Here is a 23,790-nt window from a genome sequence, read left to right as displayed (position 1 = left end):
TCGCAGCAGCACGCGACCACCGCGGAAGGCGCGGATCCGACGGCACGTGCGCGGCGCTCAGCCCAGGACGCCGATCAGGACCGCCGACACGGCGACGGTCGCCGCGAGCCCGGTCGTCCGCGAGCGGCGGCGCGCCGGGTCCTCGAACCACGGCAGCCCGTCCCAGCGCAGCACGGCGCCGGCCGCCCCGGCCGCGGTGAGAGCCACCAGCACGGCCCAGGGGAGCAGCGTCAGCGCCGACCAGTCGACGAGCGCCCGCCCGAGCAGCAGCACGGCGCCGGCCTCGACGCCGCGGGCGAGCGTCCGGACGCGGTCGCGGTCGAGGAACCCGGCCGCCCGGCGCCGGGGGATGCTCCCCATGGCGAAGCGGCCGACGGTGAACGCGACGACGAGCAGGACGAGGATCGAGGCGATCATCACGACTCCTCCCCGGCGCGCTGCAGCAGGCGCAGACCGAGCTCGTCGACCGAGCTCGCCGTGTCCCCGTTGACGAACACGGCTAGGCCGCGCTCCCGGTCCATCGCGAGCATCGTCGAGTAGCCGGAGGTCCCTCCGTTGTGCCAGGTGACGGATCCGCCGTCCTCCGACTCCGAGGTGAACCAGCCGAGGCCGATCCGCGCCCCGTCGGCGTCGAACCGGGGATCCAGGACGCTCGCCGCGGACACCCCCAGCGCGGGGTCGTCGGTGAGGAGGGCCTGTGCGTAGCGGGCCATGTCCGCCGCCGTGGAGCGGACGCCGCCCGCCGGCGCGTAGCCCGCCATCGTCCACGCATCGACGGACCGCCCGCTCGCCGAGAAGCCGGTCGGCGCGTCGGCGGGGAGGGCGTCCGCGGTCTCCGGGACGGAGGTCGCGGTCATCCCGAGCGGATCGAGGACGCGCTCGCGGAGGAGGTCGGCGTAGTCGCGGCCCTCGGCGCGGGCGAGCGTCTGGCCCAGCACCGCCGCACCGAGGTTCGAGTAGGCGTGCACGTGCTCGCCCTGGTCCGCCTCTGCGGCCTGCCGGAGGACGTCGTCGGCCGACCAGCCCGCGTAGGGGTCCGTGCCGCGCAGCTGGGCGACGAGCGTCGAGGCGAGGTCGCCGACACCGGTGGGGAGGCGCGGCAGGCCGGAGCGGTGGGTCGCCAGCTCCTCGAGCGTCCCGGTGAAGCCGCCGACGTCGGCGTGCTCGGCGGCGGGGTCCTCGAGCCCGACCGTCCCCTCGGCGGCGCTCCGGGCGAGGAGGAGCGCGGTCATCGTCTTCGTGACCGATCCGATCTCGACCTCGGTCCGCTCGTCGGCTCCGAGTCCGCCGTAGCGCACGCCGTCGGGCGTGATCACGGCGGCGACGAGGTGGTTCCGCGCCCCGTCCCCGACGTCGGTCCGGAGCCACCCGGCGATCTCGGCGTCGCCCGTCGCCTCGGTCGAGAGGGTGGGAGCGGAGGGACGGAGCAGCACTCCGCCGAGCAGGACGACGGCCGCGGCGGAGGCGGCGGCGAGAGCGAGGCGGCGGCGGGTCATCGGGGTCCTCCGGAGGCGAGCAGGATCACGAGCAGGGGGACGAGGCGCTCCGGCGGGACGCCGTAGCGACCGCGGCCGCGCGCCTCCAGCCAGCCGGCGGCGACCAGCTGGTTGACGTGGTGGTAGATCTGCCCGGTGGTGCCCGCGCCCTCGCTCTCGGCGAGCTGCGCGACGGTCTCGACTCCGCCGGCCACCGCCTGCAGGAACCGCAGACGCACGGGGCTGCCCAGCGCGGCGAGCGCGGTCGGCCCGGGGCTCGCTCCCCAGTCGCGCTCGAAGAACGCGTCGGTGCTGAGGCCGTACTGCCACTCGACGGGGCCGGCCGGAGTGGCGACCGAGCCGGCGAAGACGACTCCGCCGGGAGAGGGCAGGCGCTCGCGGAGAGCGGTCAGGGCCCAGAGCGGATCGTCGGCGGCGGGCGCGGCGGGGGTGTCGGCGCGCTCGAGGCGGTCCAGCCGCGCTCGGAGCTCGTCGACCTCGCCGGCGAGGTCTCGGGAGGAGGTCATGCTCCACTATTGCAAACATTCCGTAATCACGGAACTCCGAAGCGGAGCCGGTACCGCAGGAGTCGCGGTGGTCCAGCTCGACCACCGCGACTCCTGCGGACTCGGATCGCCCGGAGGCTCAGCCGAAGTGGCGCGGCAGCACGGCGCCGTTCACCGAGCGGAGCTCGTCCAGCGGTAGCGTGAAGAGGCCCTGCACCTCGACCGCGGGGGTCGCCGCGTCGGTCACGCCGATGCGCAGCACCGGGTAGCCCCGGCCCTCGCAGAGCCCGCGGAACTTCACGTCGTCCTCGCGCGGCACCGACACGAGCACGCGGCCGGTCGACTCCGAGAACAGCGCGGCCGTCGCGTCGACGCCGTCGCGCTCCATCAGCTCGTCGAGCCAGATGCGCGCCCCGACGCCGAAGCGCAGCGCCGACTCGGCCAGCGCCACCACGAGCCCGCCGTCGGCGAGGTCGTGGGCGGAGGCGATGAGCGACTCCTTCGCGCCCGCCGAGATCAGCTCGGCCAGCGCGCGCTCGGCGCCCAGGTCCAGCTGCGGGGGCAGCCCGCCGAGGTGGTCGTGGATCGTGCCGGCCCACGCGGAGCCGTCGAGCTCGTCGCGGGTGGTGCCGAGGAGGTAGAGGTTGTCGCCCTCGTCCTGCCAGCCGGAGGGGATGCGGCGCGCGACGTCGTCGATCACGCCGAGGACGCCGACGACGGGGGTCGGGAAGATCGGCACGTCGCCGGTCTGGTTGTAGAACGAGACGTTGCCGCCGGTGACGGGGATCTCGAGCTCGAGGCAGGCGTCGGCGAGCGCGCCCACGGCCTCGCGGAACTGCCACATCACCTCGGGGTTCTCAGGGCTGCCGAAGTTGAGGCAGTCCGAGACGGCGACCGGGGTCGCTCCGGTGACGGCGACGTTGCGGAACGCCTCGGCCAGCGCCAGGCGGGCGCCCTGCGCCGGGTCGAGCTGGCACCAGCGCCCGTTCGCGTCGGTCGCGACCGCGAAGCCGAGGCCCGACTCCTCGTCGACGCGGACCATGCCGCCGTCGTCGGGGTAGCTGAGCGCGGTGTTGCCGAGCACGTAGCGGTCGTACTGCGAGGTGATCCAGCTCTTGTCGGCGAGGTTCGCCGAGCCCAGCAGCGCCAGGGTCTCGGCGCGCAGCGCGTCGCCGCCGGTCGAGCGGGGCAGGCGGGAGGAGGAGTCGGCCTGCAGCGCGTCGAGCCAGGAGGGGTACTCGATCGGGCGCTCGTAGACCGGGCCGTCGACCGCGACGGTGCGCGGGTCGACGTTGACGATCTCCTCGCCGTGCCAGTTGATGATGAGGCGGCCGGAGTCGGTGACCTCGCCGAGCACGCTGGTCTCGACGTCCCACTTGCCGACGACCTCGAGGAACGCGTCGAGCTTCTCGGGTGTGACGACGGCCATCATCCGCTCCTGCGACTCCGACATGAGGATCTCCTCCGCCGTGAGCGAGGGGTCGCGCAGCAGCACCGAGTCGAGCTCGATGAACATGCCGCCGTCGCCGTTGGAGGCCAGCTCCGAGGTGGCGCACGAGATGCCCGCGGCGCCCAGGTCCTGGATGCCCTCGACGAGGTCCTTGCGGAACAGCTCGAGGCAGCACTCGATGAGCACCTTCTCGGCGAACGGGTCGCCGACCTGCACCGCGGGGCGCTTGGTCGGTCCGCCGTCGGCGAAGGTGTCGGAGGCGAGGATCGACGCGCCGCCGATGCCGTCGCCTCCGGTGCGCGCCCCGAACAGCACGACCTTGTTGCCGACGCCGCGGGCGTTCGCGAGGTGCAGGTCCTCGTGGCGGAGGACGCCGACGGCCAGCGCGTTGACGAGCGGGTTGCCCTGGTAGACCGAGTCGAAGTAGGTCTCGCCGCCGATGTTCGGCAGGCCGAGGCAGTTGCCGTAGAAGGAGATGCCGGCCACGACGCCGTGCACCACGCGCGCGGTGTCGGGGTCGTCGATCGCCCCGAAGCGCAGCGCGTCCATGACCGCGACCGGCCGGGCGCCCATCGAGATGATGTCGCGGACGATGCCGCCGACCCCCGTCGCCGCACCCTGGAAGGGCTCGATGTAGCTCGGGTGGTTGTGGCTCTCGATCTTGAAGGTGACGGCCCAGCCCTCGCCGACGTCGACCACTCCGGCGTTCTCGCCCATGCCGACCATGAGGTTCTTCTTCATGGCGGGGGAGACCTTCTGCCCGAACTGGCGGAGGTACATCTTCGACGACTTGTAGGAGCAGTGCTCGCTCCACATCACCGAGTACATCGCGAGCTCGCCGCTCGTGGGGCGGCGGCCGAGGATCTCGCGGATGCTCGCGTACTCGTCGGGCTTGAGTCCGAGGGCCGCGTAGGGCTGCTCCCGCTCGGGCGTCGCCTCCGCGTTCGCAGTGGTGTCGGGAACGGCGGTGCGGCTGTCTGCCATGTGCTGGAGGCTCCAGGGGAGGGGGACGGGATGCGGGTCGATCCTACCCGCCGCGGTCGCCGGGGCCCGGGCCCTCCGGTGGAGCGGTGCGGGCAGCGGCGCCTAGGATCGGGCGGGTGAAGCGGGCGGCTCTGATCGGGACCGTGCTGTGGGGGCTCTACCAGTGCTTCGGGAACCTCGGAGCGGCGAACATCTCGTCGGACGAGCCCGTGTACCTCGCCGCGGGGTGGGACTACCTGCACGGCGACGTGAGCGCGAACCTCGAGCATCCGCCGACGGCGAAGTACCTGATCGGGCTCGCGCAGGTGCTGCTCGGCGAGGGGCTGCTCGCGGGCAGGATCGCCGCCGGCGCGGCCGCGTTCCTCACCGGGGTGGTGCTCTGGCTCTGGTTCCGGCGCGAGCTCGGCCCGACGCTCGCGCTCGTCCCGGCCGGCCTGTTCCTCCTCCTCCCGCGCACCGCCGTGGGAGCCGGCACCCGGATCGACCGCCTCGCGCTCCTGGAGCCGTTCATGGTGCTCTTCGCCGTCGCGGCGATGGCGGCGGCGTGGACCTGGTCGCGCGCCTCCCCGGACAGGCGGAGCGGCTGGCTGATCGCACTGGCCGGTGCGCTGCTGGCGCTGTCGGTCACCTCGAAGCTGACCACCGCGGTCCTCGCGCCCGTGCTCCTGCTGCCGCTGCTGTGGTCGGGGAGCAGGGCCCGGGCTCTGCGGGGCGGCCTCGCCCTCTCCGTCGCGTTCGTCGTCACCGGGGTGCTCGCCTACCTGCCGGTGCACCCGGTCGAGGCGGTCCGGTATCTGCTCGAGTTCCAGTCCGAGCACAACGCCGACGGCCACCTGATCGAGGTCGCCGGGACCGCGTACGTCTTCCCTCCGTGGTGGGCGAACCTCTGGTTCATGGTCGTCGGCATCGGGCCGGCGGCGCTCGCCGTGCTGCTCCTCGGGACCCTGCTGGCCCTGCTCGCTCCACGGCGCCGCGCGCTGGTGCTCTACCTGGGCGCCGCGACGCTGCTCCTCCTCGTGTTCCACCTGGCGATCAGCTCGGTCGCGCTGCCGCACTACTACGCGGCGTGGGCGTGGCTCCTCTGCGCGCTGGCGGGCGTCGGCATGGCGGAGGCGCTGCGCGGCGGGATCGTGCTGCCCGCACCCCTCGCCCGCGGCGCCGGCGCGGTGCTGCTGGCCGCCTCCCTCGTGATCGCGATCGCCACCTCGGCGGGGATCGCCCAGGAGCGGCCGACCGGAATCGCGCGGGTGGCCGACGTGCTGCGCGAGCGCGGCCTCGACGGCGGCCTGGTCCTCGCGCAGGGCATGTCCTCGGGCGTTTACGTGCCCTACATCGGCGACCGGGTGACGACCGATCCGTCGTCCGCCGGGATCGTCGCCATCGCGATCGAGCGGTCGGCGCGCTTCCCCGTCGATCCGCGCGTGTCCGCCTACCTCGAGTCGGCGCGGCCCGAGACGGTGCGGCTCGACGACCTCACCCTCGTGCTGGTCGACGGACCGCTGCCGTGACCGCTCACTTCGAGCGGCAGGCCCCCGGATCGACGGCGTCCGTCAGCGAGGCGGCCTGCTCGACCACGGGAGTGAGGACCGAGAGCGGGATGGCGTAGCCGACGTTGTCGACGGAGGCGGCCTTGCCGAAGACGACGCCCGACACGGTGCCTTCGAGAGAGAGCAGCGGGCCGCCCGAGTTGCCCTGGTTGACTACGGCGGCGAGGGTCAGCACCTCCCGTGAGGTCGGTGCTCCGTCGACCATCAGCGAGACCGTGGCGTCGGAGGAGATCTCGGCCGAGCCGAGGGTCAGCGGGCCGCCGAAGGGGTAGCCCGCGACCACCGCGTCGTCCCCGGCGGCGACGGCGTCGTCGAGCGGGAGCGGGGAGGCGTCGAGCCCGTCGACGGCGATCACGGCGAGGTCGGCGGCCGGGTCCAGGTAGACGACGCGGCCGGTGCGCGGGGCCTCGCCCGGCGCCTCGACGACCGGCTGCGAGACTCCGCCGACCACGTGCGCGTTGGTGATCACGCGGTCGTCCGAGACGACGAAGCCGCTGCCCGTCACTCCGACGTCGCAGGCCCAGGCCGTGCCGGAGACGCGCACGACCGAGCGGGTGGCGGCGGCGACCTCCGGGTCGTCGGTCGAGACGTCCGGGATCGCGGGCGCCTGGGTCGGTGCGTCGAGCGCCTCGACGACCCAGGACGTGCCCTCGTCGACCACGGTCGACTGCAGCTGGGCGAGGAAGGCGCGGACGGGGGAGGGGGTGAGGTCGTCGATCGTGCGGATGACCGTCGAGCCGGCGACCGAGGTCGTGACGAGGGGGACGCCGAGGAGGGAGACGGCCGAGGTGACGGCGATCCAGACCAGGCCGGAGATCGCGACGCCGGCGACGCCGCCCGCGAGCCGGTCGAGCAGGCCGAGCTTCACCCGGTCGGCTCCGCGGCCGATGACCGCGCCGAGCGTCGCTCCGATCGCGTAGCCGACGCCCAGCAGCAGCACGGCGGTGCCGATCACGGCGAGCAGGCGCCACTCGCTGCCGGCCGTCCACGACGAGACGGCGGGCACGGCGAACGAGGCGCCGATCGCGCCCGCGACGATCCCGGCGAGACCGCCGAGGGTCCGGAGCAGGCCGCGCCGCAGACCGTCGACGAGCGCGCCGATGAGGCTCAGCACGACGATGACGTCGACGATCACGGATGCACCCACGCGGAACTCCTGCCGGTGTCGGGGACGGGTCCTCCAGCATGACCGACGCGGGATGCGCGGACGCCCGGAGGCGGCTGGCAGTCCGCGGCAGCTGAGGTGCGCGGGACGGCGGCGGCGCGGGAGCCGGACGCCTCCGGGCGGGCGCTGCAGCCGAGCGGGCGGTGCCGCCGGGAGGGCGGTGCCTCTTAGAAGAACGAGATGCAGTACGGCGTCGCGATCGGCGCGAACAGGCGGTCCATCCGCCCCGCCTCGCCCGTGACGCGCGCCAGCCCGGCCTTCGCCAGGATCGACGGCCGCACCGAGCCCAGCAGCAGCGAGCCCAGGTCGGCCACGTCCAGCGCGAGCTCGGCCTCGTCCCCGGTGCGCTCCACGGTGGCGGAGCCGCCCGAGGCGGTGAGGCGGTAGCGGCCGTCGGCGAGCCCGAGCCCGTCGGCCACCTCGACGACGACCGAGCCGTCAGCGGTCCACGGCCGGGCCGAGAACGCGGCGGCGACGTCGAGGATCCGCAGCCAGATCAGGTCGCCCACGTGGCTCACCTGCACCACGCGCGCGTCGCGGAGCGCCCAGGTCAGCGGATCGTCCACCGGCGCCATGTCCCAGGTCACCGCGGAGGCGAGGTCGACCGCGCCGAGGTAGCCCCAGAGCGCGAGGTAGGCGTCGGCGCCGGGGGCGACGAGGTCGACGATCTCGAGGGTCTTGTCGTCCTCGGGCCCGACCGCGCGGTAGGTCACGAAGCCGTCGAGCGTCCCCTCCTCGTCGAGGTGGACGGCCGAGCGGACGTCGAGGCCGGGCGTGGTCTCGCCGGACGCGGTGCCGACGGAGTTCGCCTCGTAGCGCGACTGGCGGGTCAGCGAGCCGGGGGTCGACGCCTGGAACGCGGCGAACACCGCGGGGATGCGCGGCTGCAGCCAGCTCGTCGCGACCACCTCGACGCGGCCGGCGGGCTCGGTCTGCAGGCCGAAGCGCGGTCCGGTGTCGACGCGGATCGAGCGGGTGAAGGCCGAGCGGCCGAAGCCGAACCGGCGGTAGATGGAGGCCTCGCTCGCCGTGAGCGCGGCGACCGGGGTGCCGGCCTCCTTCGCCAGGCGCAGGTCCTCGGTGATCATCGCGCGCAGGATGCCGCGGCGCCGGTGCGTGGGCCGCACGGTCACCTGCGAGACGAGGTGCGCCGGCAGCTCGCGTCCGCCGCCGACCTGCAGGGCACCGGGGAACGCCGCGTAGGTGCCGACCGGCACGCCCGCGCCGTCGAGCCCCTCGGGGGCGGAGGAGTCGACGACCGCGGTGAGCACGCGCTGGTCGGCGACCATGTGCTCGGCCCAGTCGCGCAGCTTCTCCGGCGTGAACTCCTTCTCGTGGAAGCCCGCGTTGATCGCGGTGGCCCACGCGGCGGTGGCGGCGTCGGGACCGCCCTCGTCGTTCAGGGCGGCGGGGAAGCGGCGGAGGTCGAGACCGGTGAGAGGCATCCGTCCAGCCTATTCACCCGGGGTGCGCGGGGGCTGAACCGGTGCGCGAACGGTCACCGCGACGGGCGCGCCCGTAACGCGGACCGCCGTCAGAGCACGGTCCACCGCTTCTCGACCGCCGCGTCCACCGCCTCCGCGAGCTCGTCCAGCCGCCGGGAGTCGAGGCGCCCCGGGTCCGCGGCCGCCCGGATCCGCCCGCTCATCGCCGCGATCGCCGAGCGCCGCCGCGGCAGGGTCGCGGTGAACGCGCAGTCGCGCAGCAGCACCAGCAGCTCGCCCGCCCGGCCCTGCGCCTCCGCGAGGACCTCGAGCCGCCGCTCGAACGGCGACTCCGGGACCGTCACGCGCAGGAACCCGTCCGGATCCTGGAACGCCGCCGGCGGATCCGGGACCCGCGCGAGCAGCGCCAGTGCGGCGCCCAGTTCGTCCAGATCGCCCTCGTGCGCCAGCTCCCGCAGCCGCGAGTCCACGTCCTCGGCCGGCCCCGCCCCGAGCTCCACCGTCCGCAGCACGAGCGCGTCGAGCCGGCGCTCCTCCTCCTCGCCCGGGACCGACGGAGTCGCCGACCACCACGAGAGCACCGGAGTCGCGGCCACCGCGTGCTCGCCGATCCGCCGCTCCAGCGCGATCAGCAGGTCCTCCCGCGCGGCGAGCGCCACCAGCGCGTCCACGTCGAGGTGGAGCAGGGTGCCCGAGGCGGGCGGCGCCACCAGCCGGCGTCCGGAGGGAGGGACGGTCTCCGCCCGCGTCCTCGCCCCGGGTCCGCGCTCGCTCGCCCGCAGGATCTCCTCCTCGAGGGTCCGCCGGGGTCGTCGTCGTCCGCTTCCGCGCGCCATGCCGTCACGCTACCGTCGGCCGCATGACCCGGTTCCTCGCCCTCCTCCGCGGAGTGAACGTCAACGGCCGCACCGTCCGCAGCGCCGAGCTCGCCGAGACGGTCGCCGGCATCGGCGTGGACCGGGTGCGGACGGTCCTCGCGAGCGGCAATGCGGCCTTCGACTCCGACCGCCCGGCCGCCGAGCTGAAGCCCGCGCTCGAGGCGGCGCTCGCCGAGCGGTTCGGCTACGACGCCTGGATCGTGCTCGTGACGCAGGAGGCGCTCGCCGCGGTGCTCGCCGCCTACCCGTTCCCGCGGATCGACGAGGAGGCGCATCCGTACGTCGTCTTCGGCTCGGACGAGGAGGCGCTCGACGCCGCGCAGGGCGCGATCGGCGAGCCGGATCCGGCGGTCGAGCTCGTCGCCCGGGGTGCCGGCGTCCTCTACTGGCGCTGCCCGCGCGGCTCCTCGACGGACACTCCGGTCGCGCGGATCCTCGCCCGCTCCGCCTACCGCTCGAGCACCACGACCCGGAACCTGCGCACCGTCGAGAGGCTCGCGACGGCCTGACGTCCGCGGCTGTGGCGGGGCCGTCTCCGGGCTCCGCGAGCGGCACCTCGGGGCGCCTCCGACCTCGGGAGGCGAGGAATCGGGGCTGAGAGCACGCACATTCTTTGGTTAGGCTGTCCTTAGTGCCGGTCCACTCGGACCCTGCGCCGCCTCCCGCACAGCCTCTCGAAAGGGACCCATGCCCCGCGCCACCACGCCCCTCGCCCTGCTCGCCGCCACCGCGCTGACGATCGGCCTCGCCGGCTGCAGCGGCTCGGCCGCCGGAGACGACGCCGCCGCCGACAGCGGCTTCACGCCGATCACGATCGAGCACGCTCTCGGCACCACCACCATCGAGTCGGCGCCCGAGCGCGTGGCGACGGTCAACTGGGCCAACCACGAGGTCCCGCTCGCGCTGGGCGTGGTCCCCGTGGGCATGGCCGCCGCCAACTTCGGCGACGACGACGGCGACGGGCTCCTCCCCTGGGTGAGCGAGAAGCTCGACGAGCTCGGCGCCGAGGCCCCCGTCCTCTTCGACGAGACCGACGGCATCGACTTCGAGGCCGTCTCGGACACCGACCCGGACGTCATCCTCGCCGCCTACTCCGGCCTCACGCAGGAGGACTACGACACCCTGAGCGAGATCGCCCCCGTCGTCGCCTACCCCGAGACCGCCTGGGGCACCTCCTGGCGCGACATGATCACGCTGAACAGCGAGGCGATGGGCAGGGCCGACGAGGGCGCCGCCCTGATCACCGAGCTCGAGGGCGAGATCGAGGAGAAGGTCGCCGCGCACCCGCAGCTGGCCGGCACCTCGGCGATGTTCCTCACCCACGTCGACCCGACGGACCTCAGCCAGGTCAGCTTCTACACCTCGCACGACACCCGCCCCGCGTTCTTCGAGGACCTCGGCATGGCCACCCCGGGCAGCATCGCGACCGCCTCCGCCGCGACCGACAAGTTCTCGCTCACGCAGAGCGCCGAGCAGGCCGACGCCTTCAGCGACGTCGACGTGATCGTCACCTACGGCGACGACGAGCTCGTGAGCACCCTCAAGGCCGACCCGCTGCTCTCGCAGATCCCCGCGGTCGCCGACGACGCCATCGTGCGCCTGCCCTCCACGCCGCTCGGCACCGCCGCCAACCCGACGCCGCTCTCGATCTCGTGGGTCCTCGACGACTACCTGGACCTGCTCGACGAGGCCGCCGCCAAGGCCGCGCAGAGCACTCCGGCCGCCTGAGCCGGGATCCGGCCCGCGTGACCCTCGCCGCTCCTCCCGCCGCCTCGGGCGTCGCCGCCGTGCGCCGCCCGAGGCGGCTGCGCGCCCTCTGGCTGCTCGCGGCCGTGGCCGTGCTGCTCGCCGCCGCCGTGGTGTCGGTGCTGGTGGGGTCGCGGGAGGTGGCGTGGAGCGACGTGGTCGCCGCGTTCGGCGGGTCCACGGACGGGTTCGCGCAGGCCGCGGTCGCCAAGCGCATCCCGCGCACCGTGCTCGCCGCGATCGCGGGCGCGGCCCTCGGCGTCGCCGGCGTGCTGATGCAGGGGGTGACCCGCAATCCGCTGGCCGACCCCGGCATCCTCGGGGTGAACACCGGAGCCTCGCTCGCGGTCGTGACGGGCATCGTCTTCTTCGGGCTGACGAGCTCCGCCGCCTACGTCTGGGTCGCGATCGGCGGGGCCGCGGTCGCCGCGGTCTTCGTCTACACGGTCGGGTCGCTCGGGCGCGGCGGCGCGACTCCGCTCAAGCTCGCCCTGGCCGGGGCCGCCACCTCGGCCGCGCTGGTCTCGGTGATCAGCGCGATCGTCCTGCCGCGCGCCGACATCGCGGGCGGCATCCGCTCCTGGCAGATCGGCGGAGTGGGCGGCGCCACGTCCGCGAGCATCGCGCAGGTGCTCCCCTTCCTCCTGGCCGGCCTCGTCCTCTGCGTGCTCTCGGCCAAGAGCCTCAACACCCTCGCGCTCGGCGACGAGCTCGCCGCGGGCCTGGGGGAGCGGGTCGCCCTCGCGCGCGGCGGGGCCGCCCTGGGCGCGGTCGTGCTCTGCGGAGCGACGACCGCGGTCACGGGGCCCATCGGCTTCGTCGGCCTGGTCGTCCCGCACGCCTGCCGCCTCCTCGTCGGCGTCGACCACCGCTGGCTGCTGCCGTTCTCGGCGGTGACCGGCGCCGTGCTCCTGATCGCGGCGGACATCGTCGGCCGCGTCGTCGCGCGCCCGAGCGAGATCGACGTGGGCATCGTCACCGCGCTGGTCGGCGCCCCGGTGTTCATCGCGATCGTCCGCCGCCAGAAGGTGCGCGAGCTGTGACCGCGCTGCTCGAGGCGCCCTCCGCCACCGCCCGCGCCGTCGCGGCCGGCCGCCGCCGCCGCGGTACCCGCCGCCGGGTCGTCGTCGCCGTGCTCGCTGTCCTGATCGCGGCCGTCCTCGCCGTCTCCCTGCTGGTCGGCCAGACCGTCTACTCGCCCGACGAGGTGCTGCGCGTGATCCTCGGTGAGCAGGTCCCCGGGGCGAGCTTCACCGTCGGGCGCCTCCGCCTCCCGCGCGCCGTCCTCGCCCTGCTGGTGGGCCTGTGCTTCGGGCTCGGCGGAGTGAGCTTCCAGACCATGCTCCGCAACCCGCTCGCCAGCCCCGACATCATCGGGATCAGCGCCGGGGCGAGCGCCGCCGCGGCCTTCGCGATCGTGACGCTCTCGCTCGGGGCGGCGCAGGTCTCGGCCCTCGCGATCGTCGCGGGACTCGTGGTCGCCCTGCTCGTCTACGCCCTGTCCTACCGCAGCGGAGTCGCCGGCACCCGGCTGATCCTGATCGGCATCGGGGTCGCCGCGATGCTCGACTCCCTCACCGCCTACGTGCTCTCGCAGGCCGCCGCGTGGGACCTGCAGGAGGCGTCCCGCTGGCTCACCGGGAGCCTCAACGGCGCGAGCTGGAGCGAGGTCGTGCCGGTCCTCGCCGCGGTCGTCGTCCTCACCCCCGTCCTGCTCTCGCGCTCGCGCGACCTCTCCGCCACGCAGCTCGGCGACGACACCGCCTCCGCGCTCGGCATCCGCGTGAACGCCACCCGCCTCGTCGTGATCGTCGCCGCGGTCGGGCTGATCGCCTTCGCGACGGCCGCCGCCGGCCCGATCGCGTTCGTGGCCTTCCTCTCCGGCCCGATCGCCGCCCGCCTGATCGGGCCCGGCGCGTCGCTCCTCATCCCCTCGGCCCTCGTCGGCGCGCTGCTCGTGCTCGTCGCCGACTTCGTCGGGCAGTTCGGGCTGGGCCTGCGCTACCCGGTCGGAGTGGTCACCGGCGTCCTCGGGGCGCCGTACCTCGTCTACCTCATCGTCCGCAGCAACAGAGCGGGAGGCTCACTGTGACCACCGCGCACACACTGACGGCCGAGGGGGTCACCCTCGGCTACGGCGACCGGACGGTCGTCGACGGCCTCGACCTCGTCGTCCCGCCCGGCCGCATCACCGCGATCGTCGGAGCGAACGCCTGCGGCAAGTCGACGCTCCTGCGCTCGATGTCGCGCCTGCTCGCGCCCCGCTCCGGCGCCGTGCTGCTCGACGGCAGGGCCGTGCACCGGACGCCGGCGAAGCAGCTCGCCCGCACGCTCGGCCTCCTCCCGCAGTCGCCGATCGCCCCGGAGGGCATCACCGTCGCGGATCTCGTCGGCCGCGGCCGCCATCCGCACCAGGGGATGCTGAGCCGCTGGAGCGCCCACGACGACGAGGCCGTCGCGACCGCGCTCGACGCGACCGACACCGCCGCCCTGGCCGACCGCTCCGTCGACGAGCTCAGCGGCGGGCAGCGCCAGCGCGTCTGGATCGCGATGGCCCTCGCGCAGGAGACGGACGTGCTGCTGCTGGACGAGCCGACCACCTTCCTCGACGTCAGCCACCAGATCGAGGTGCTCGACCTGCTCGTCGACCTCAACCGCACCCGCGGGACGACGGTGGTGATGGTGCTGCACGACCTCAACATGGCCGCCCGCTACGCCGACCACCTCGTGGCCATCGCGCACGGCGCGGTGCACGCCTCCGGCACCCCGGCCGCGGTGCTCACCGAGGAGACGGTGCTCGCCGTGTTCGGCCTCGACAGCCGCATCATCACCGACCCGACCTCGGGCACTCCGCTGATGCTCCCCCTCGGGCGGCACCGCCTCGCCCCCGAGCGGATCGACGCCCCCGGCGGCGCGCAGATGACGGACGTGTAAACGGTTCCACACGGCGGCCGGGGGCGTATACGATACCTGCAGTCCGCGGCGGACGACCGTCATCGGCGGAACCGCCGAACGCCTGCCCCCGATCAGAGGTCCTCCCCGCCGTGACTGCATCCCCGACGCGCCCCGACGCCTCCGCCCTCCGCGGCGTCCGCGCGCTCCTGTTCGACCTCGACGGCGTGCTCACGCCGACCGCCGACGTCCACATGCAGGCCTGGTCGCGGCTGTTCACGGAGTACCTCTCCTCGCGCGGGATCGCCGAGGGCTACACCGACGCCGACTACTTCCGGTACATCGACGGACGCCCGCGGTACGACGGCGTCCGGGCGCTCCTCGCCTCGCGCGGCATCACCCTCCCCGAGGGCGCGCCCGAGGACGACCCGTCGCTCGAGACCGTCTGCGGGCTCGGCAACCGCAAGAACGACGCCTTCAACCGCACCCTCGCCGAGACCGGCGTCGCTCCCTACCCGGGCTCGCTCCGCTTCGTCGACGCCGCGATCGCCGCGGGCGTGCAGGTCGCCGTCGTCACCTCCTCCCGCAACGGCGTGCCGGTGCTCGAGGCGGCCGGCCTCCGCGACCGCTTCGAGGTCGTCGTGGACGGGCTCCTCGCCGCCGAGCGCTCGATCGCCGGCAAGCCCGCGCCCGACACCTACCTCTACGCGGCCGAGCTCCTCGGCCTCCCGGCCGCCGCGTGCGCCGTCCTCGAGGACGCGCACTCCGGAGTCGCGGCAGGCCGCGCGGGCGGCTTCGGCCTCGTCGTCGGCGTCGACCGCGGAGTCGGGGCCGACACCCTGCTCGAGCACGGCGCCGACCTGGTCGTGGACGACCTGGCCGAGCTGCTCCCCTTCCTCCCCACCGCTCCCGCCCCCGAGGACGCCGCATGAACCCCATCACCTCCGACCCGCTCGACCGGAACCGCTTCCCGATCGACGAGTGGGCCCTCGTCGAGACCGAGTTCGCCTCCGAGCTGCAGGGCCGCACCGAGACGCTCTTCGCCACCGGCAACGGCTACCTCGGCCTCCGCGGCAACGTGGAGGAGGGGCGCGACGGCTACGCCTACGGCACCTTCATCAACGGGTTCCACGAGACCTGGCCCATCCGCCACGCGGAGGAGGCGTTCGGCTTCGCCCGCGTCGGCCAGACCATCGTCAACGTGCCGGACGCCAAGATCATCCGCCTCTACGTCGACGACGAGCCCTTCGTGCTGAGCGAGGCCGACGTCCTCGCCTACTCGCGCCGTCTCGACTTCGCGAACGGCGTGCTCACCCGCGAGCTGGAGTGGCGCACCCCCTCCGGCAAGCGCGTCCTGATCCGCTCGCGCCGCCTGGTCTCGTTCACCGACCGGCACCTCGCGATCCTCGACTACGAGGTCGAGATGCTCGACCACGACGCGTCCGTGCTGATCTCGAGCCAGATCCTCAACCGCCAGGACGGCGTCGACGAGTACCACGCCCCCTCCGGCAGCGAGGGGGCCGGCTTCGACCCGCGCAAGGCGGAGTCGTTCGAGGACCGCGTGCTCCAGCCGCGCCTCAAGCGCGTCAGCGGCACCCGCTACCTTCTCGGCTACCGGACCACCAACTCCCAGATGACCGTCGCCTGCGGCGCCGAGCACCAGCTCGAGACCGAGAACGAGTGGGACCAGACCTCCCAGATCGACGACGACCTCGCCAAGCACGTCTACCGCGTGAAGGCCAAGGCCGGCCGGCCGGTCCGCCTGGTCAAGACGCTGACCTACCACACCTCCCGCGGCGTGCCCGTGCGCGAGCTCGCCGACCGCTGCGACCGCACGCTCGACCGCGCCCGCGAGACGCCGGTCGAGGAGCAGTTCGTCAAGCAGCGCGAGTGGCTCGACGACTTCTGGACCCGCTCCGACGTGCAGCTGGACGGCCAGCCCGCCATCCAGCAGGCCACCCGCTGGAACCTCTTCCAGCTCGCCCAGTCCACCGCCCGCACCGACGGCGGCGGAGTCGCCGCGAAGGGCGTCTCGGGCTCCGGCTACGGCGGCCACTACTTCTGGGACACCGAGGTCTACGTCCTCCCGTTCCTCAGCTACACGGCGCCCCTCGTGGCCCGGAACGCCCTGCGCTTCCGGCAGAACATGCTCGAGGCCGCCCGCGCGCGCGCCTCCGAGCTCAACCAGCGCGGCGCGCTCTTCCCCTGGCGCACCATCAACGGTCAGGAGTCGTCGGCGTACTACGCCGCCGGCACCGCTCAGTACCACATCGACGCCGACATCTCCTACGCGCTCATGCAGTACGTGGGTGCCACGGGCGACGACGACTTCCTCGCCCGCGGAGCGATCGACATCCTCGTCGAGACCGCGCGGATGTGGGCCGATCTGGGCTTCTGGCGCAGCAACGGCGACGACCACTTCCACATCCACGGAGTGACGGGGCCGGACGAGTACACGACCGTCGTCAACGACAACCTGTACACGAACGTCATGGCCCGGGCGAACCTCCGCTCGGCCGCACGCGCTGTCGAGCTGCTGAAGGCCGTCGAGCCCGCCGCGTACGAGCGGATGGCCGACCGCCTCGCTCTCGACGAGGGCGAGGTGCTCGAGTGGGCGCGCGCCGCCGAGAAGATGCACATCCCCTTCGACGCGCGGGCGGGCATCCACCCGCAGGACGCGGCCTTCCTCGAGAAGGAGCTGTGGGACCTCGAGAACACCCCCGCGAGCAAGCGGCCGCTGCTGCTGCACTTCCACCCGCTGGTGATCTACCGCTTCCAGGTGCTCAAGCAGGCCGACGTCGTGCTCGCGCTGCTGCTGCAGGGCAACGAGTTCACCGCCGAGCAGAAGCGCGCCGACTTCGAGTACTACGACGCGCTGACCACCGGCGACTCGACCCTCTCGGCCGTCGTGCAGTCGATCATCGCCGCCGAGGTCGGCTACAGCGACCTGGCCCGCCACTACTTCCTGTCGGCGCTGTTCGTCGACCTCGCCGACCTGCACCGCAACACCGCGGACGGCATCCACGTCGCCTCGACGGGCGGCGTCTGGAGCGCCCTCGTCTACGGCTTCGGCGGGATGCGCGACCACGGTGGGCGGATCACGCTCGACCCGCGCCTGCCCGACGACTGGGACCGCCTCGCCTTCCGCATCACCCTCCACGGCACGCGCGTGCGCGTCGAGGTGACGCAGACCGAGGTCCTGCTGACGGTCGAGACCGGCGACTCCGCCGCGATCACCGTCCGCGACGAGCGCGTGCACGTCGCTGCCGGCAGCCCCGTGCGCGTCCCGCTCACGCACCAGGGCCGCCGCCTGCACGGCGCGCCGACCACGTCCGACATCGAGGGCACCCGCCGCTCCGACGGCACCGTGATCACCGCCTCGATCCCCACCATCTCGATGACCCCCGAGCCCGAGGTCCTGACCGGGCCCTGAGCGGCGCCGCGAACATCGCCCATCACGCACGAGACCCCCGGCCGGAACCGGGGGTCTCGTGCGTCGCGGGCGGGCGGAGCCGCCCGGACCGGATGCGTCAGGCGGAGGCGAGCAGCGACTTCAGCGCCGACGTGAAGAAGGTCAGCCCGTCCACACCCGAGCGCATCGCGGCGGCCGTGTCGGGCCCGAAGCCCTCCTCGACGGCGTGCTCCGGGTGCGGCATGAGCCCCACCACATTGCCGCGGCGGTTGCTGATGCCGGCGATGTCGTTCATGGAGCCGTTCGGGTTGTGGCCGAGGTAGCGGACGACGACGCGTCCCTCCGCCTCGAGCTCGAGCAGCGTGTCGGCCGAGGCGATGTAGCCGCCCTCGCCGTTCTTCAGCGGGATCGTGATCTCCTGGCCGGGCTCGAAGCCGTTCGTCCAGGCGGTCTCGGTGCTCGCGACCATCAGGCGCTGGTCGCGGCAGACGAAGGATCCGATGTCGTTCGCGATCAGGCCGCCGGGCAGCAGGTGCGCCTCGGTGAGCATCTGGAAGCCGTTGCAGATGCCGAGGACCGGGGTCCCGGCGTTCGCCGCGTCGACGACCTCGCGCATGATCGGGGAGTGGGAGGCGATGGCGCCGCAGCGCAGGTAGTCGCCGTAGGAGAAGCCGCCGGGCAGGACGATCGCGTCGACGCCGTCGAGGTCGTGGTCGCCGTGCCACAGCGCGACCGGCTCCGCACCCGCGAACCGGACGGCGCGCTGGGCGTCGCGGTCGTCGAGCGAGCCGGGGAAGGTGATGACGCCGATCCTCATCGGGCGGCCTCCGCCGGGTAGTGGATCCCGACGACGTCCTCGATCACCGAGTTCGAGAGCATCTCGTCGGCGATGCGCTGCACCGAGGCGCGCACCTCGTCGGTCACCTCGTCGACGGTGATCTCGAAGCGCTTGCCCACCCGCACGCCGTGGATGGCGGAGTGGCCCAGCCGCGCGAGCGCGCCGGCGACGGCCTTCCCCTGCGGGTCGAGCAGCTCGGCCTTGGGCATGACTTCAACGACGATCGTGGGCACCGTGTTCTCCGGAGTCTCGGGGGAGTGCGGTCTTCCGCGCGACCATCGTACCCGCGGGGGTCCCCCGCGATCGGCGGCGCTCAGGAGGTCGTGACGCGGATCGCGTTCGCCCAGGGGTCCTCGAAGGCGAGGGTGCGGCCGTCGTCGCGGGTGGCGACTCCGGAGCGGGTCAGCCGCTCGCCGAGCGCGCCGAGATCGTCGGCGCCGGGAACCACGATCTCGACCTGTCCGAGGCCGAGGGCCTGCTGCCGGCGTCCGGCGCCCGCAGAGTTCCAGGTGTTCATCGCCATGTGGTGGTGGTAGCCGCCCGCCGAGACGAAGAGCGCCTGCCCGCCGTACGCGATCGTCGTCTCGAAGCCGAGCCGGTCGACGTAGAACTCCTTCGCGGTGGCGACGTCGCCCACGCTCAGGTGCACGTGGCCGACGGAGGCGCCGCCGAGGCGCGGCTGCGCGATCGACTCCTCGGTGAGGTGCTCCTGCAGGAACGCGTTCGGGTCGAGGAAGAGCGTGCTCATCTCGATCCGCCCGTGCGTCCACGACCACTGCGTGCGGTCGCGGTCCCAGTAGAGCTCGACGCCGTTGTGCTCGGGGTCGTCGAAGTAGAAGGCCTTGCTGACCAGGTGGTCGGAGCTGCCGGTGAACGAGCCGGGGTGCCGGGTCGCGACGCTGTACACGGCCGCGGCGAGCGCCGCCTCCGATTCGAAGAGGATCGCCGTGTGGAAGAGGCCGGCGCTGCGCGGCGAGGCGTGCACCAGCTCGGGCGCGTGCTGGAGGATCACGGCCGGCACTCCGCCGCGGCCGAGCACCGCGACCGGTCCGTCGTGCGAGAGCAGCTCGAGCGTCACGGCGTCGCGGTAGTAGGCGATCATCCCGTCGAGGTCGGCGACGCGGAGGGTCACCGCGCCCATCGCGGTGTCGGGAGCGAGCAGGTCGGGGGAGGAGGTGGTCACGGCGGAGACGCTACCCGCTTTTGGTTGAAGCTACAACCATTCAGAGGGGCGAGCGCTCATAGGAACCGCATAAGCAGCATCCAGGCGGCGCCGGGAGGCCGGGCGTGGAATGGGAACCGGTCGCCGTCAGGGGCGGCCCCGGCACGAGGACGACACCATGAACGAGCGACACGAATCCGACGAGCGAGAGCTCGCCGACCAGCCCGCCACCACCGAGGCGACGGGCGCCGACGAGGTGCGCGCGCTGCGCGCGGACGACCGTCGTCGTCGTCGTCGGGCGCTGATCGCCGGCGGCCTCGGCCTCGCCGTGCTGATCGGAGTGACAGCAGGCGGAGTCGCCACCGCCGGCCGCACCGAGGCGGCCTCCTCCGCCTCGGCCGGCGCCACCACGATCGTCTACCCCGGCGGCTCGCGGGGATCCTTCGGCGGCGGGTACGTGATCGTCCCCTCCTGGGGCGGCTCGACGCAGGGCGGCTCCTCCGCCGCCGAGCCGGCCACCGGCGCGACCGACGCCGTGGCCGCGAGCACCGCGCAGACCGCCGGCGTCGTCACGATCACCTCCGAGCTCACCTACCAGGGCGCCCGCTCGGCCGGCACCGGCATGATCCTCACCTCCGACGGCATGATCCTCACCAACAACCACGTCGTCGAGGGCGCCACCGCGATCTCGGTCACGGTGGAGTCGACGGGCCGCAGCTACACCGCCCGCGTCGTCGGCACCGACGCGACGAACGACGTCGCCGTCCTGCAGCTGGAGGACGCCTCCGGCCTCACCCCCGCCTCGCTCGACACGGACGGGGTCGCTGTGGGCGACACCGTGACCGCCGTCGGCAACGCGGGAGGGACGGGCGACCTGGTCGCCGCCACCGGCACGGTCACGGGTCTCGATCAGCAGATCACCACCCGCTCCGAGTCGGGGATCTCCGCCGAGACGCTGACCGGGCTGATCCAGACGGACGCCGACATCGTCTCCGGCGACTCCGGCGGCCCGCTCGTCGACTCCGCCGGCCGCGTCGTGGGGATGGACACCGCCGCCTCCAGCGGGACGGCCGACATCACCGGCTTCGCGATCCCGATCTCGAAGGCCCTGGACATCGTGGCCACCATCGAGGCGGGCGCCGACACGGCCACCGTCGAGATCGGCTATCCGGCCTTCCTCGGCGTCTCCCTCTCCTCCGGCACCGCGTCGCCGACCTCGCGCGCGCTCGCGACCACCGCGTCCGGCGCCGTGATCGGCGGAGTCGTCGAGGGCGGGCCGGCCGCGCAGGCGGGCCTCGAGGCGGGGGACGTCGTCACCGCGGTCGACGGGGTCGCCGTCGCCTCGGCCGATCAGCTGTCCGCCTCGCTCGCGCAGCGCGAGCCCGGGGAGTCGGTGACGATCTCGTGGACCGACACCGCGGGCGCCGCCCGCTCCGCCCAGGTCGTGCTGGTCGAGGGTCCGGTCGCCTGATCGGAGCCTCCGCGGGGCCGCCGGAGCGTTCCCGGCCGTTCACCCGGACGAGCGCGCCACGCCGCCCGTTGTTTTGATCCGCTCAAGACAACTCGGGTAGTGTCCTCGGCATGACGACAGTGGACGAGCGGCTCCGAGCCTCCGGGCTCAAGGTCACCGCCACCCGGCGCGCGGTGCTCCTCGCTCTCGAGGAGCACCCGCACTCCGGGGTCGACGCGGTCCTGGCCCGAGTGCGCGAGGGCCTCCCCGAGGCCTCGGCCCAGGCCGTCTACGGAGTGCTCTCGGCGTTCACCGACGCCGGGATCGTCCGCCGCATCGAGCCGGAGGGCCACCCCCGCCGGTTCGAGCTGCGGGTCGGCGACAACCACCACCACGTGGTGTGCCGGCGCTGCGGGGCCGTGGCCGACGTCGACTGCGTCGTCGGGGAGGCGCCGTGCCTGCATCCGCAGACCGCGAGCGGCTTCGCCGTCGACACCGCCGACGTCACGTTCTGGGGCACCTGCCCCGACTGCCTGGCCCTGGCCCACTGACCGACATCCGCTACACCGCAGCGGCGGGCTCCGTGCCCCTCGCCGACAGGAGGAACATGACCGAGGAACGATTCACCACCACGAACTCCGGAGCACCGGTCGCGAGTGACGACCACTCGCTGAGCGTCGGAGCCGACGGACCCCTCGCGCTCCACGACCACTACCTCGTCGAGAAGCTGGCCCAGTTCAACCGTGAGCGCATCCCGGAGCGGGTCGTCCACGCCAAGGGCGGCGGAGCCTTCGGACGCTTCACCACCACCGCCGACGTCAGCGCCTACACGCGTGCCGCGCTCTTCCAGCCCGGAGTCGAGACCGAGATGCTCGCGCGGTTCTCCACGGTCGCCGGCGAGCAGGGCTCGCCCGACACCTGGCGCGACCCCCGCGGCTTCGCGCTGAAGTTCTACACGAGCGAGGGCAACTACGACCTCGTCGGCAACAACACCCCCGTCTTCTTCATCCGCGACGGCATCAAGTTCCCCGACTTCATCCGCTCGCAGAAGCGCCTGCCCGGCAGCCACCTGCGCGACCACGACATGCAGTGGGACTTCTGGACCCTCTCGCCCGAGTCGGCCCACCAGGTCACATGGCTCATGGGCGACCGCGGCCTCCCCTCCTCGTGGCGGCACATGGACGGCTTCGGCTCGCACACCTACCAGTGGATCAACGCCGCCGGCGAGCGCTTCTGGGTCAAGTACCACTTCAAGACCGATCAGGGCGTCGAGATCCTGAGCCAGGAGCAGGCCGACCAGATCGCCGGTGAGGACGCGGACTTCCACATCCGCGACCTGTCCTCCGCCATCGACCGCGGCGACTTCCCCTCGTGGACGCTGTCCGTGCAGGTCATGCCGTACGAGGACGCGAAGAGCTACCGGTTCAACCCGTTCGACCTCACCAAGGTCTGGCCCCACGCGGACTACCCGCTGATCCAGGTCGGCACCATGACGCTCGACCGGAACCCCGAGAACTACTTCGCGCAGATCGAGCAGGCGGCGTTCGCCCCCTCGAACTTCGTGCCCGGGATCGCGGCCAGCCCCGACAAGATGCTCCTCGCGCGCATCTTCAGCTACGCCGACGCGCACCGCTACCGCGTGGGGACCAACCACGCGCAGCTGCCGGTGAACGCGCCGAAGTCGCCCGTGCACTCGTACTCAAAGGACGGCCCCATGCGGTTCGACTTCCAGAAGTCCGAGGTGCCCGTCTACGCGCCGAACACGATGGGCGGCGCCCACGCCGATCCCGCCCGGGCGGCGGAGTCGGCCGGCTGGGAGACCGACGGCGAGCTGACGCGCGCCGCGGCGACCCTCCACCCGGAGGACGACGACTTCGGTCAGGCGGGGACGCTCTACCGCGAGGTCCTCGACGACGACGCGCGCGCCCGCCTGGTCGCGAACATCGCCGGCCACGTGTCGAAGGTCACCCGTCCGGAGCTGCGGCAGCGCGTGCTCCAGTACTGGGCGAACGTCGACTCGTCGCTCTCGCAGCGCGTCGCCGAGGCGCTCGAGCCCTCGGCTCCCGGTGCGGACGTCTCCCCCGAGGCGGTCGGCATCGGGGCGTAGTCCCGGCATCCCCTCGAGGAGCGCGCGGTACCGGAGCGATCCGGGTCGCGCGCTCCTCGTCGTTTCCGGGGAGGGTCCTTCCACTCGGTGGAGTCGGATCCCGCGCGCGCGGGTGCCCGCGTCGGTCCGATGCAGCCGGCTCGGACCCCGGATCCGCCCGCGGAACCGGGCGCCGACGGGGAGGACCCCTGATCCCGACACGCCCGGGATGTGCGATTTCGGCCCGTCGTTTGACAGCACCGCGATCGCTGCGTAACTTATTCCGAGTCGCCACAAAGGCCGCAGGGAAACGGAAAGAGCAGCAGCTCCTACGTCCCGGCCTCAATCGGGACCATCCACTCGGCAAGACAGCTTTTCGGAGCAGGTCTGCCGCACGGATGTAAAGCCTTCGCAGGATCCCTCGGATCCAGCAACTTCGCCGCCCGGCGCAGGACTCAGGTCCTGAACCGAGCAACGTCGGAGCGCCTATGAGCGTGACGTCATCGCGAAGAAGCCGGATTTGACACGGCCCGCGGATGTGCTAAGTTATACAAGTTGCCACGGCGACAGGGAGAAAGAAACTCCTCCTAGTCTACCGAGAAGACGCGTATGACGCAAGCAACAATATCTTCGATCACTTCCGTTGTGAAGCACTGTTCTGGTGTGGAGGCGGGATGTGTCCGATTCTTGAGAACTCAACAGCGTGCACTATGTTCAATGCCAATTTTATACCCCGGCCTTGATCTTCGGATCG

21 protein-coding genes are annotated in these 23,790 nt (G+C 73.1%); 11 read left to right on the top strand and 10 right to left on the bottom strand.

What is annotated here, in order from left to right; genetic code table 11:
* Positions 1–57 precede the first annotated feature (57 nt).
* The 4 genes from C5C63_RS13065 to purL all read right to left on the bottom strand — a co-directional run bounded on the left by C5C63_RS13065 (position 58) and on the right by purL (position 4,415).
* The gene (locus tag C5C63_RS13065; RefSeq protein WP_104326202.1) at positions 58–417 is read right to left on the bottom strand and encodes a hypothetical protein; all 360 of its coding nucleotides are present in this window, start codon (positions 415–417) and stop codon (positions 58–60) included.
* Complete coding sequence (locus tag C5C63_RS13060) at positions 417–1,496, bottom strand: serine hydrolase (protein WP_104326201.1); 1,080 nt, start codon at positions 1,494–1,496, stop codon at positions 417–419. Before C5C63_RS13060 ends, C5C63_RS13065 begins: the two co-directional genes overlap by 1 nt.
* Entirely contained in the window at positions 1,493–2,002 is a 510-nt protein-coding gene (locus tag C5C63_RS13055) for a helix-turn-helix transcriptional regulator (protein ID WP_104222749.1), read from the bottom strand. The genes C5C63_RS13060 and C5C63_RS13055 overlap by 4 nt, the downstream gene beginning before the upstream one ends.
* A 118-nt stretch (positions 2,003–2,120) precedes the next feature.
* Positions 2,121–4,415, bottom strand: coding sequence for a phosphoribosylformylglycinamidine synthase subunit PurL (gene purL / locus C5C63_RS13050; protein WP_104222748.1), 2,295 nt, complete (start codon positions 4,413–4,415; stop codon positions 2,121–2,123).
* A gap of 116 nt (positions 4,416–4,531) precedes the next feature.
* Here purL and C5C63_RS13045 point away from each other — a divergent pair, with 116 nt between their 5' ends.
* On the top strand, positions 4,532–5,923 hold the full coding sequence (locus C5C63_RS13045) for a glycosyltransferase family 39 protein (protein WP_181110619.1): 1,392 nt from the start codon (positions 4,532–4,534) through the stop codon (positions 5,921–5,923).
* 4 nt (positions 5,924–5,927) lie between these two features.
* Here the strand turns inward: C5C63_RS13045 and C5C63_RS13040 are convergent, their stop codons facing one another.
* From C5C63_RS13040 to C5C63_RS13030, 3 genes are all read right to left on the bottom strand, one after another.
* Complete coding sequence (locus tag C5C63_RS13040; protein WP_244230541.1) at positions 5,928–7,109, bottom strand: MarP family serine protease; 1,182 nt, start codon at positions 7,107–7,109, stop codon at positions 5,928–5,930.
* A gap of 185 nt (positions 7,110–7,294) precedes the next feature.
* Positions 7,295–8,572 (bottom strand): GNAT family N-acetyltransferase, encoded by a 1,278-nt coding sequence (locus C5C63_RS13035; RefSeq protein ID WP_104222746.1) that lies wholly within the window; start codon positions 8,570–8,572, stop codon positions 7,295–7,297.
* Between the two features lie 89 nt (positions 8,573–8,661).
* Entirely contained in the window at positions 8,662–9,408 is a 747-nt protein-coding gene (locus C5C63_RS13030) for a DUF2254 family protein (protein ID WP_104234260.1), read from the bottom strand.
* Between the two features lie 23 nt (positions 9,409–9,431).
* On the opposite strand from C5C63_RS13030, the gene C5C63_RS13025 reads away from it, so the two are divergent.
* From C5C63_RS13025 to C5C63_RS12995, 7 genes are all read left to right on the top strand, one after another.
* Entirely contained in the window at positions 9,432–9,959 is a 528-nt protein-coding gene (locus C5C63_RS13025; RefSeq protein WP_104292726.1) for a DUF1697 domain-containing protein, read from the top strand.
* Between the two features lie 178 nt (positions 9,960–10,137).
* The gene (locus C5C63_RS13020; RefSeq protein WP_104292725.1) at positions 10,138–11,178 is read left to right on the top strand and encodes an iron-siderophore ABC transporter substrate-binding protein; all 1,041 of its coding nucleotides are present in this window, start codon (positions 10,138–10,140) and stop codon (positions 11,176–11,178) included.
* Positions 11,179–11,195: 17 nt separating this feature from the next.
* Positions 11,196–12,239, top strand: a complete 1,044-nt coding sequence (locus tag C5C63_RS13015) for an iron ABC transporter permease (protein WP_104222742.1) — start codon at positions 11,196–11,198, stop codon at positions 12,237–12,239.
* Complete coding sequence (locus C5C63_RS13010) at positions 12,236–13,288, top strand: iron chelate uptake ABC transporter family permease subunit (protein WP_258059902.1); 1,053 nt, start codon at positions 12,236–12,238, stop codon at positions 13,286–13,288. Before C5C63_RS13015 ends, C5C63_RS13010 begins: the two co-directional genes overlap by 4 nt.
* Complete coding sequence (locus C5C63_RS13005) at positions 13,285–14,130, top strand: ABC transporter ATP-binding protein (RefSeq protein WP_104222740.1); 846 nt, start codon at positions 13,285–13,287, stop codon at positions 14,128–14,130. The genes C5C63_RS13010 and C5C63_RS13005 overlap by 4 nt, the downstream gene beginning before the upstream one ends.
* A gap of 110 nt (positions 14,131–14,240) precedes the next feature.
* Positions 14,241–15,020, top strand: coding sequence for an HAD family phosphatase (locus C5C63_RS13000; RefSeq protein WP_104292724.1), 780 nt, complete (start codon positions 14,241–14,243; stop codon positions 15,018–15,020).
* Positions 15,017–17,521 carry a glycoside hydrolase family 65 protein gene (locus C5C63_RS12995; RefSeq protein WP_104222738.1) on the top strand — a complete coding sequence of 835 codons (2,505 nt, stop codon included), beginning with the start codon at positions 15,017–15,019 and terminating at the stop codon, positions 17,519–17,521. Before C5C63_RS13000 ends, C5C63_RS12995 begins: the two co-directional genes overlap by 4 nt.
* Positions 17,522–17,618: 97 nt before the next feature.
* Here the strand turns inward: C5C63_RS12995 and purQ are convergent, their stop codons facing one another.
* The 3 genes from purQ to C5C63_RS12980 all read right to left on the bottom strand — a co-directional run bounded on the left by purQ (position 17,619) and on the right by C5C63_RS12980 (position 19,479).
* Positions 17,619–18,317 (bottom strand): phosphoribosylformylglycinamidine synthase subunit PurQ, encoded by a 699-nt coding sequence (gene purQ, locus C5C63_RS12990; protein ID WP_104222737.1) that lies wholly within the window; start codon positions 18,315–18,317, stop codon positions 17,619–17,621.
* The gene (purS, locus tag C5C63_RS12985; RefSeq protein ID WP_104267819.1) at positions 18,314–18,571 is read right to left on the bottom strand and encodes a phosphoribosylformylglycinamidine synthase subunit PurS; all 258 of its coding nucleotides are present in this window, start codon (positions 18,569–18,571) and stop codon (positions 18,314–18,316) included. The genes purQ and purS overlap by 4 nt, the downstream gene beginning before the upstream one ends.
* Before the next feature lie 80 nt (positions 18,572–18,651).
* On the bottom strand, positions 18,652–19,479 hold the full coding sequence (locus tag C5C63_RS12980) for a VOC family protein (RefSeq protein ID WP_104267823.1): 828 nt from the start codon (positions 19,477–19,479) through the stop codon (positions 18,652–18,654).
* 199 nt (positions 19,480–19,678) lie between these two features.
* On the opposite strand from C5C63_RS12980, the gene C5C63_RS12975 reads away from it, so the two are divergent.
* From C5C63_RS12975 to C5C63_RS12965, 3 genes are all read left to right on the top strand, one after another.
* On the top strand, positions 19,679–20,971 hold the full coding sequence (locus C5C63_RS12975; protein ID WP_104326199.1) for a S1C family serine protease: 1,293 nt from the start codon (positions 19,679–19,681) through the stop codon (positions 20,969–20,971).
* 110 nt (positions 20,972–21,081) lie between these two features.
* Positions 21,082–21,501, top strand: coding sequence for a Fur family transcriptional regulator (locus C5C63_RS12970; RefSeq protein WP_104222735.1), 420 nt, complete (start codon positions 21,082–21,084; stop codon positions 21,499–21,501).
* A 56-nt stretch (positions 21,502–21,557) separates the two neighbouring features.
* Positions 21,558–23,057, top strand: a complete 1,500-nt coding sequence (locus C5C63_RS12965; protein WP_104222734.1) for a catalase — start codon at positions 21,558–21,560, stop codon at positions 23,055–23,057.
* Positions 23,058–23,790: the final 733 nt, after the last annotated feature.

It is taken from the genome of Rathayibacter sp. AY1B8, from assembly GCF_002932775.1.
GTDB lineage: Bacteria > Actinomycetota > Actinomycetes > Actinomycetales > Microbacteriaceae > Rathayibacter.
This window is presented reverse-complemented; position numbering and strand designations above follow the sequence as displayed.

Bases quoted from the DNA above. Each gene is read 5' to 3' on its own strand.
- C5C63_RS13065 (WP_104326202.1), bottom strand. From the start codon at position 417: ATGATCGCCTCGATCCTCGTCCTGCTCGTCGTCGCGTTCACCGTCGGC.
- C5C63_RS13060 (WP_104326201.1), bottom strand. From the start codon at position 1,496: ATGACCCGCCGCCGCCTCGCTCTCGCCGCCGCCTCCGCCGCGGCCGTC.
- C5C63_RS13055 (WP_104222749.1), bottom strand. From the start codon at position 2,002: ATGACCTCCTCCCGAGACCTCGCCGGCGAGGTCGACGAGCTCCGAGCG.
- purL (WP_104222748.1), bottom strand. From the start codon at position 4,415: ATGGCAGACAGCCGCACCGCCGTTCCCGACACCACTGCGAACGCGGAG.
- C5C63_RS13035 (WP_104222746.1), bottom strand. From the start codon at position 8,572: ATGCCTCTCACCGGTCTCGACCTCCGCCGCTTCCCCGCCGCCCTGAAC.
- C5C63_RS13030 (WP_104234260.1), bottom strand. From the start codon at position 9,408: ATGGCGCGCGGAAGCGGACGACGACGACCCCGGCGGACCCTCGAGGAG.
- C5C63_RS13025 (WP_104292726.1), top strand. From the start codon at position 9,432: ATGACCCGGTTCCTCGCCCTCCTCCGCGGAGTGAACGTCAACGGCCGC.
- C5C63_RS13020 (WP_104292725.1), top strand. From the start codon at position 10,138: ATGCCCCGCGCCACCACGCCCCTCGCCCTGCTCGCCGCCACCGCGCTG.
- C5C63_RS12995 (WP_104222738.1), top strand. From the start codon at position 15,017: ATGAACCCCATCACCTCCGACCCGCTCGACCGGAACCGCTTCCCGATC.
- purQ (WP_104222737.1), bottom strand. From the start codon at position 18,317: ATGAGGATCGGCGTCATCACCTTCCCCGGCTCGCTCGACGACCGCGAC.
- C5C63_RS12980 (WP_104267823.1), bottom strand. From the start codon at position 19,479: ATGGGCGCGGTGACCCTCCGCGTCGCCGACCTCGACGGGATGATCGCC.
- C5C63_RS12975 (WP_104326199.1), top strand. From the start codon at position 19,679: ATGAACGAGCGACACGAATCCGACGAGCGAGAGCTCGCCGACCAGCCC.
- C5C63_RS12970 (WP_104222735.1), top strand. From the start codon at position 21,082: ATGACGACAGTGGACGAGCGGCTCCGAGCCTCCGGGCTCAAGGTCACC.
- C5C63_RS12965 (WP_104222734.1), top strand. From the start codon at position 21,558: ATGACCGAGGAACGATTCACCACCACGAACTCCGGAGCACCGGTCGCG.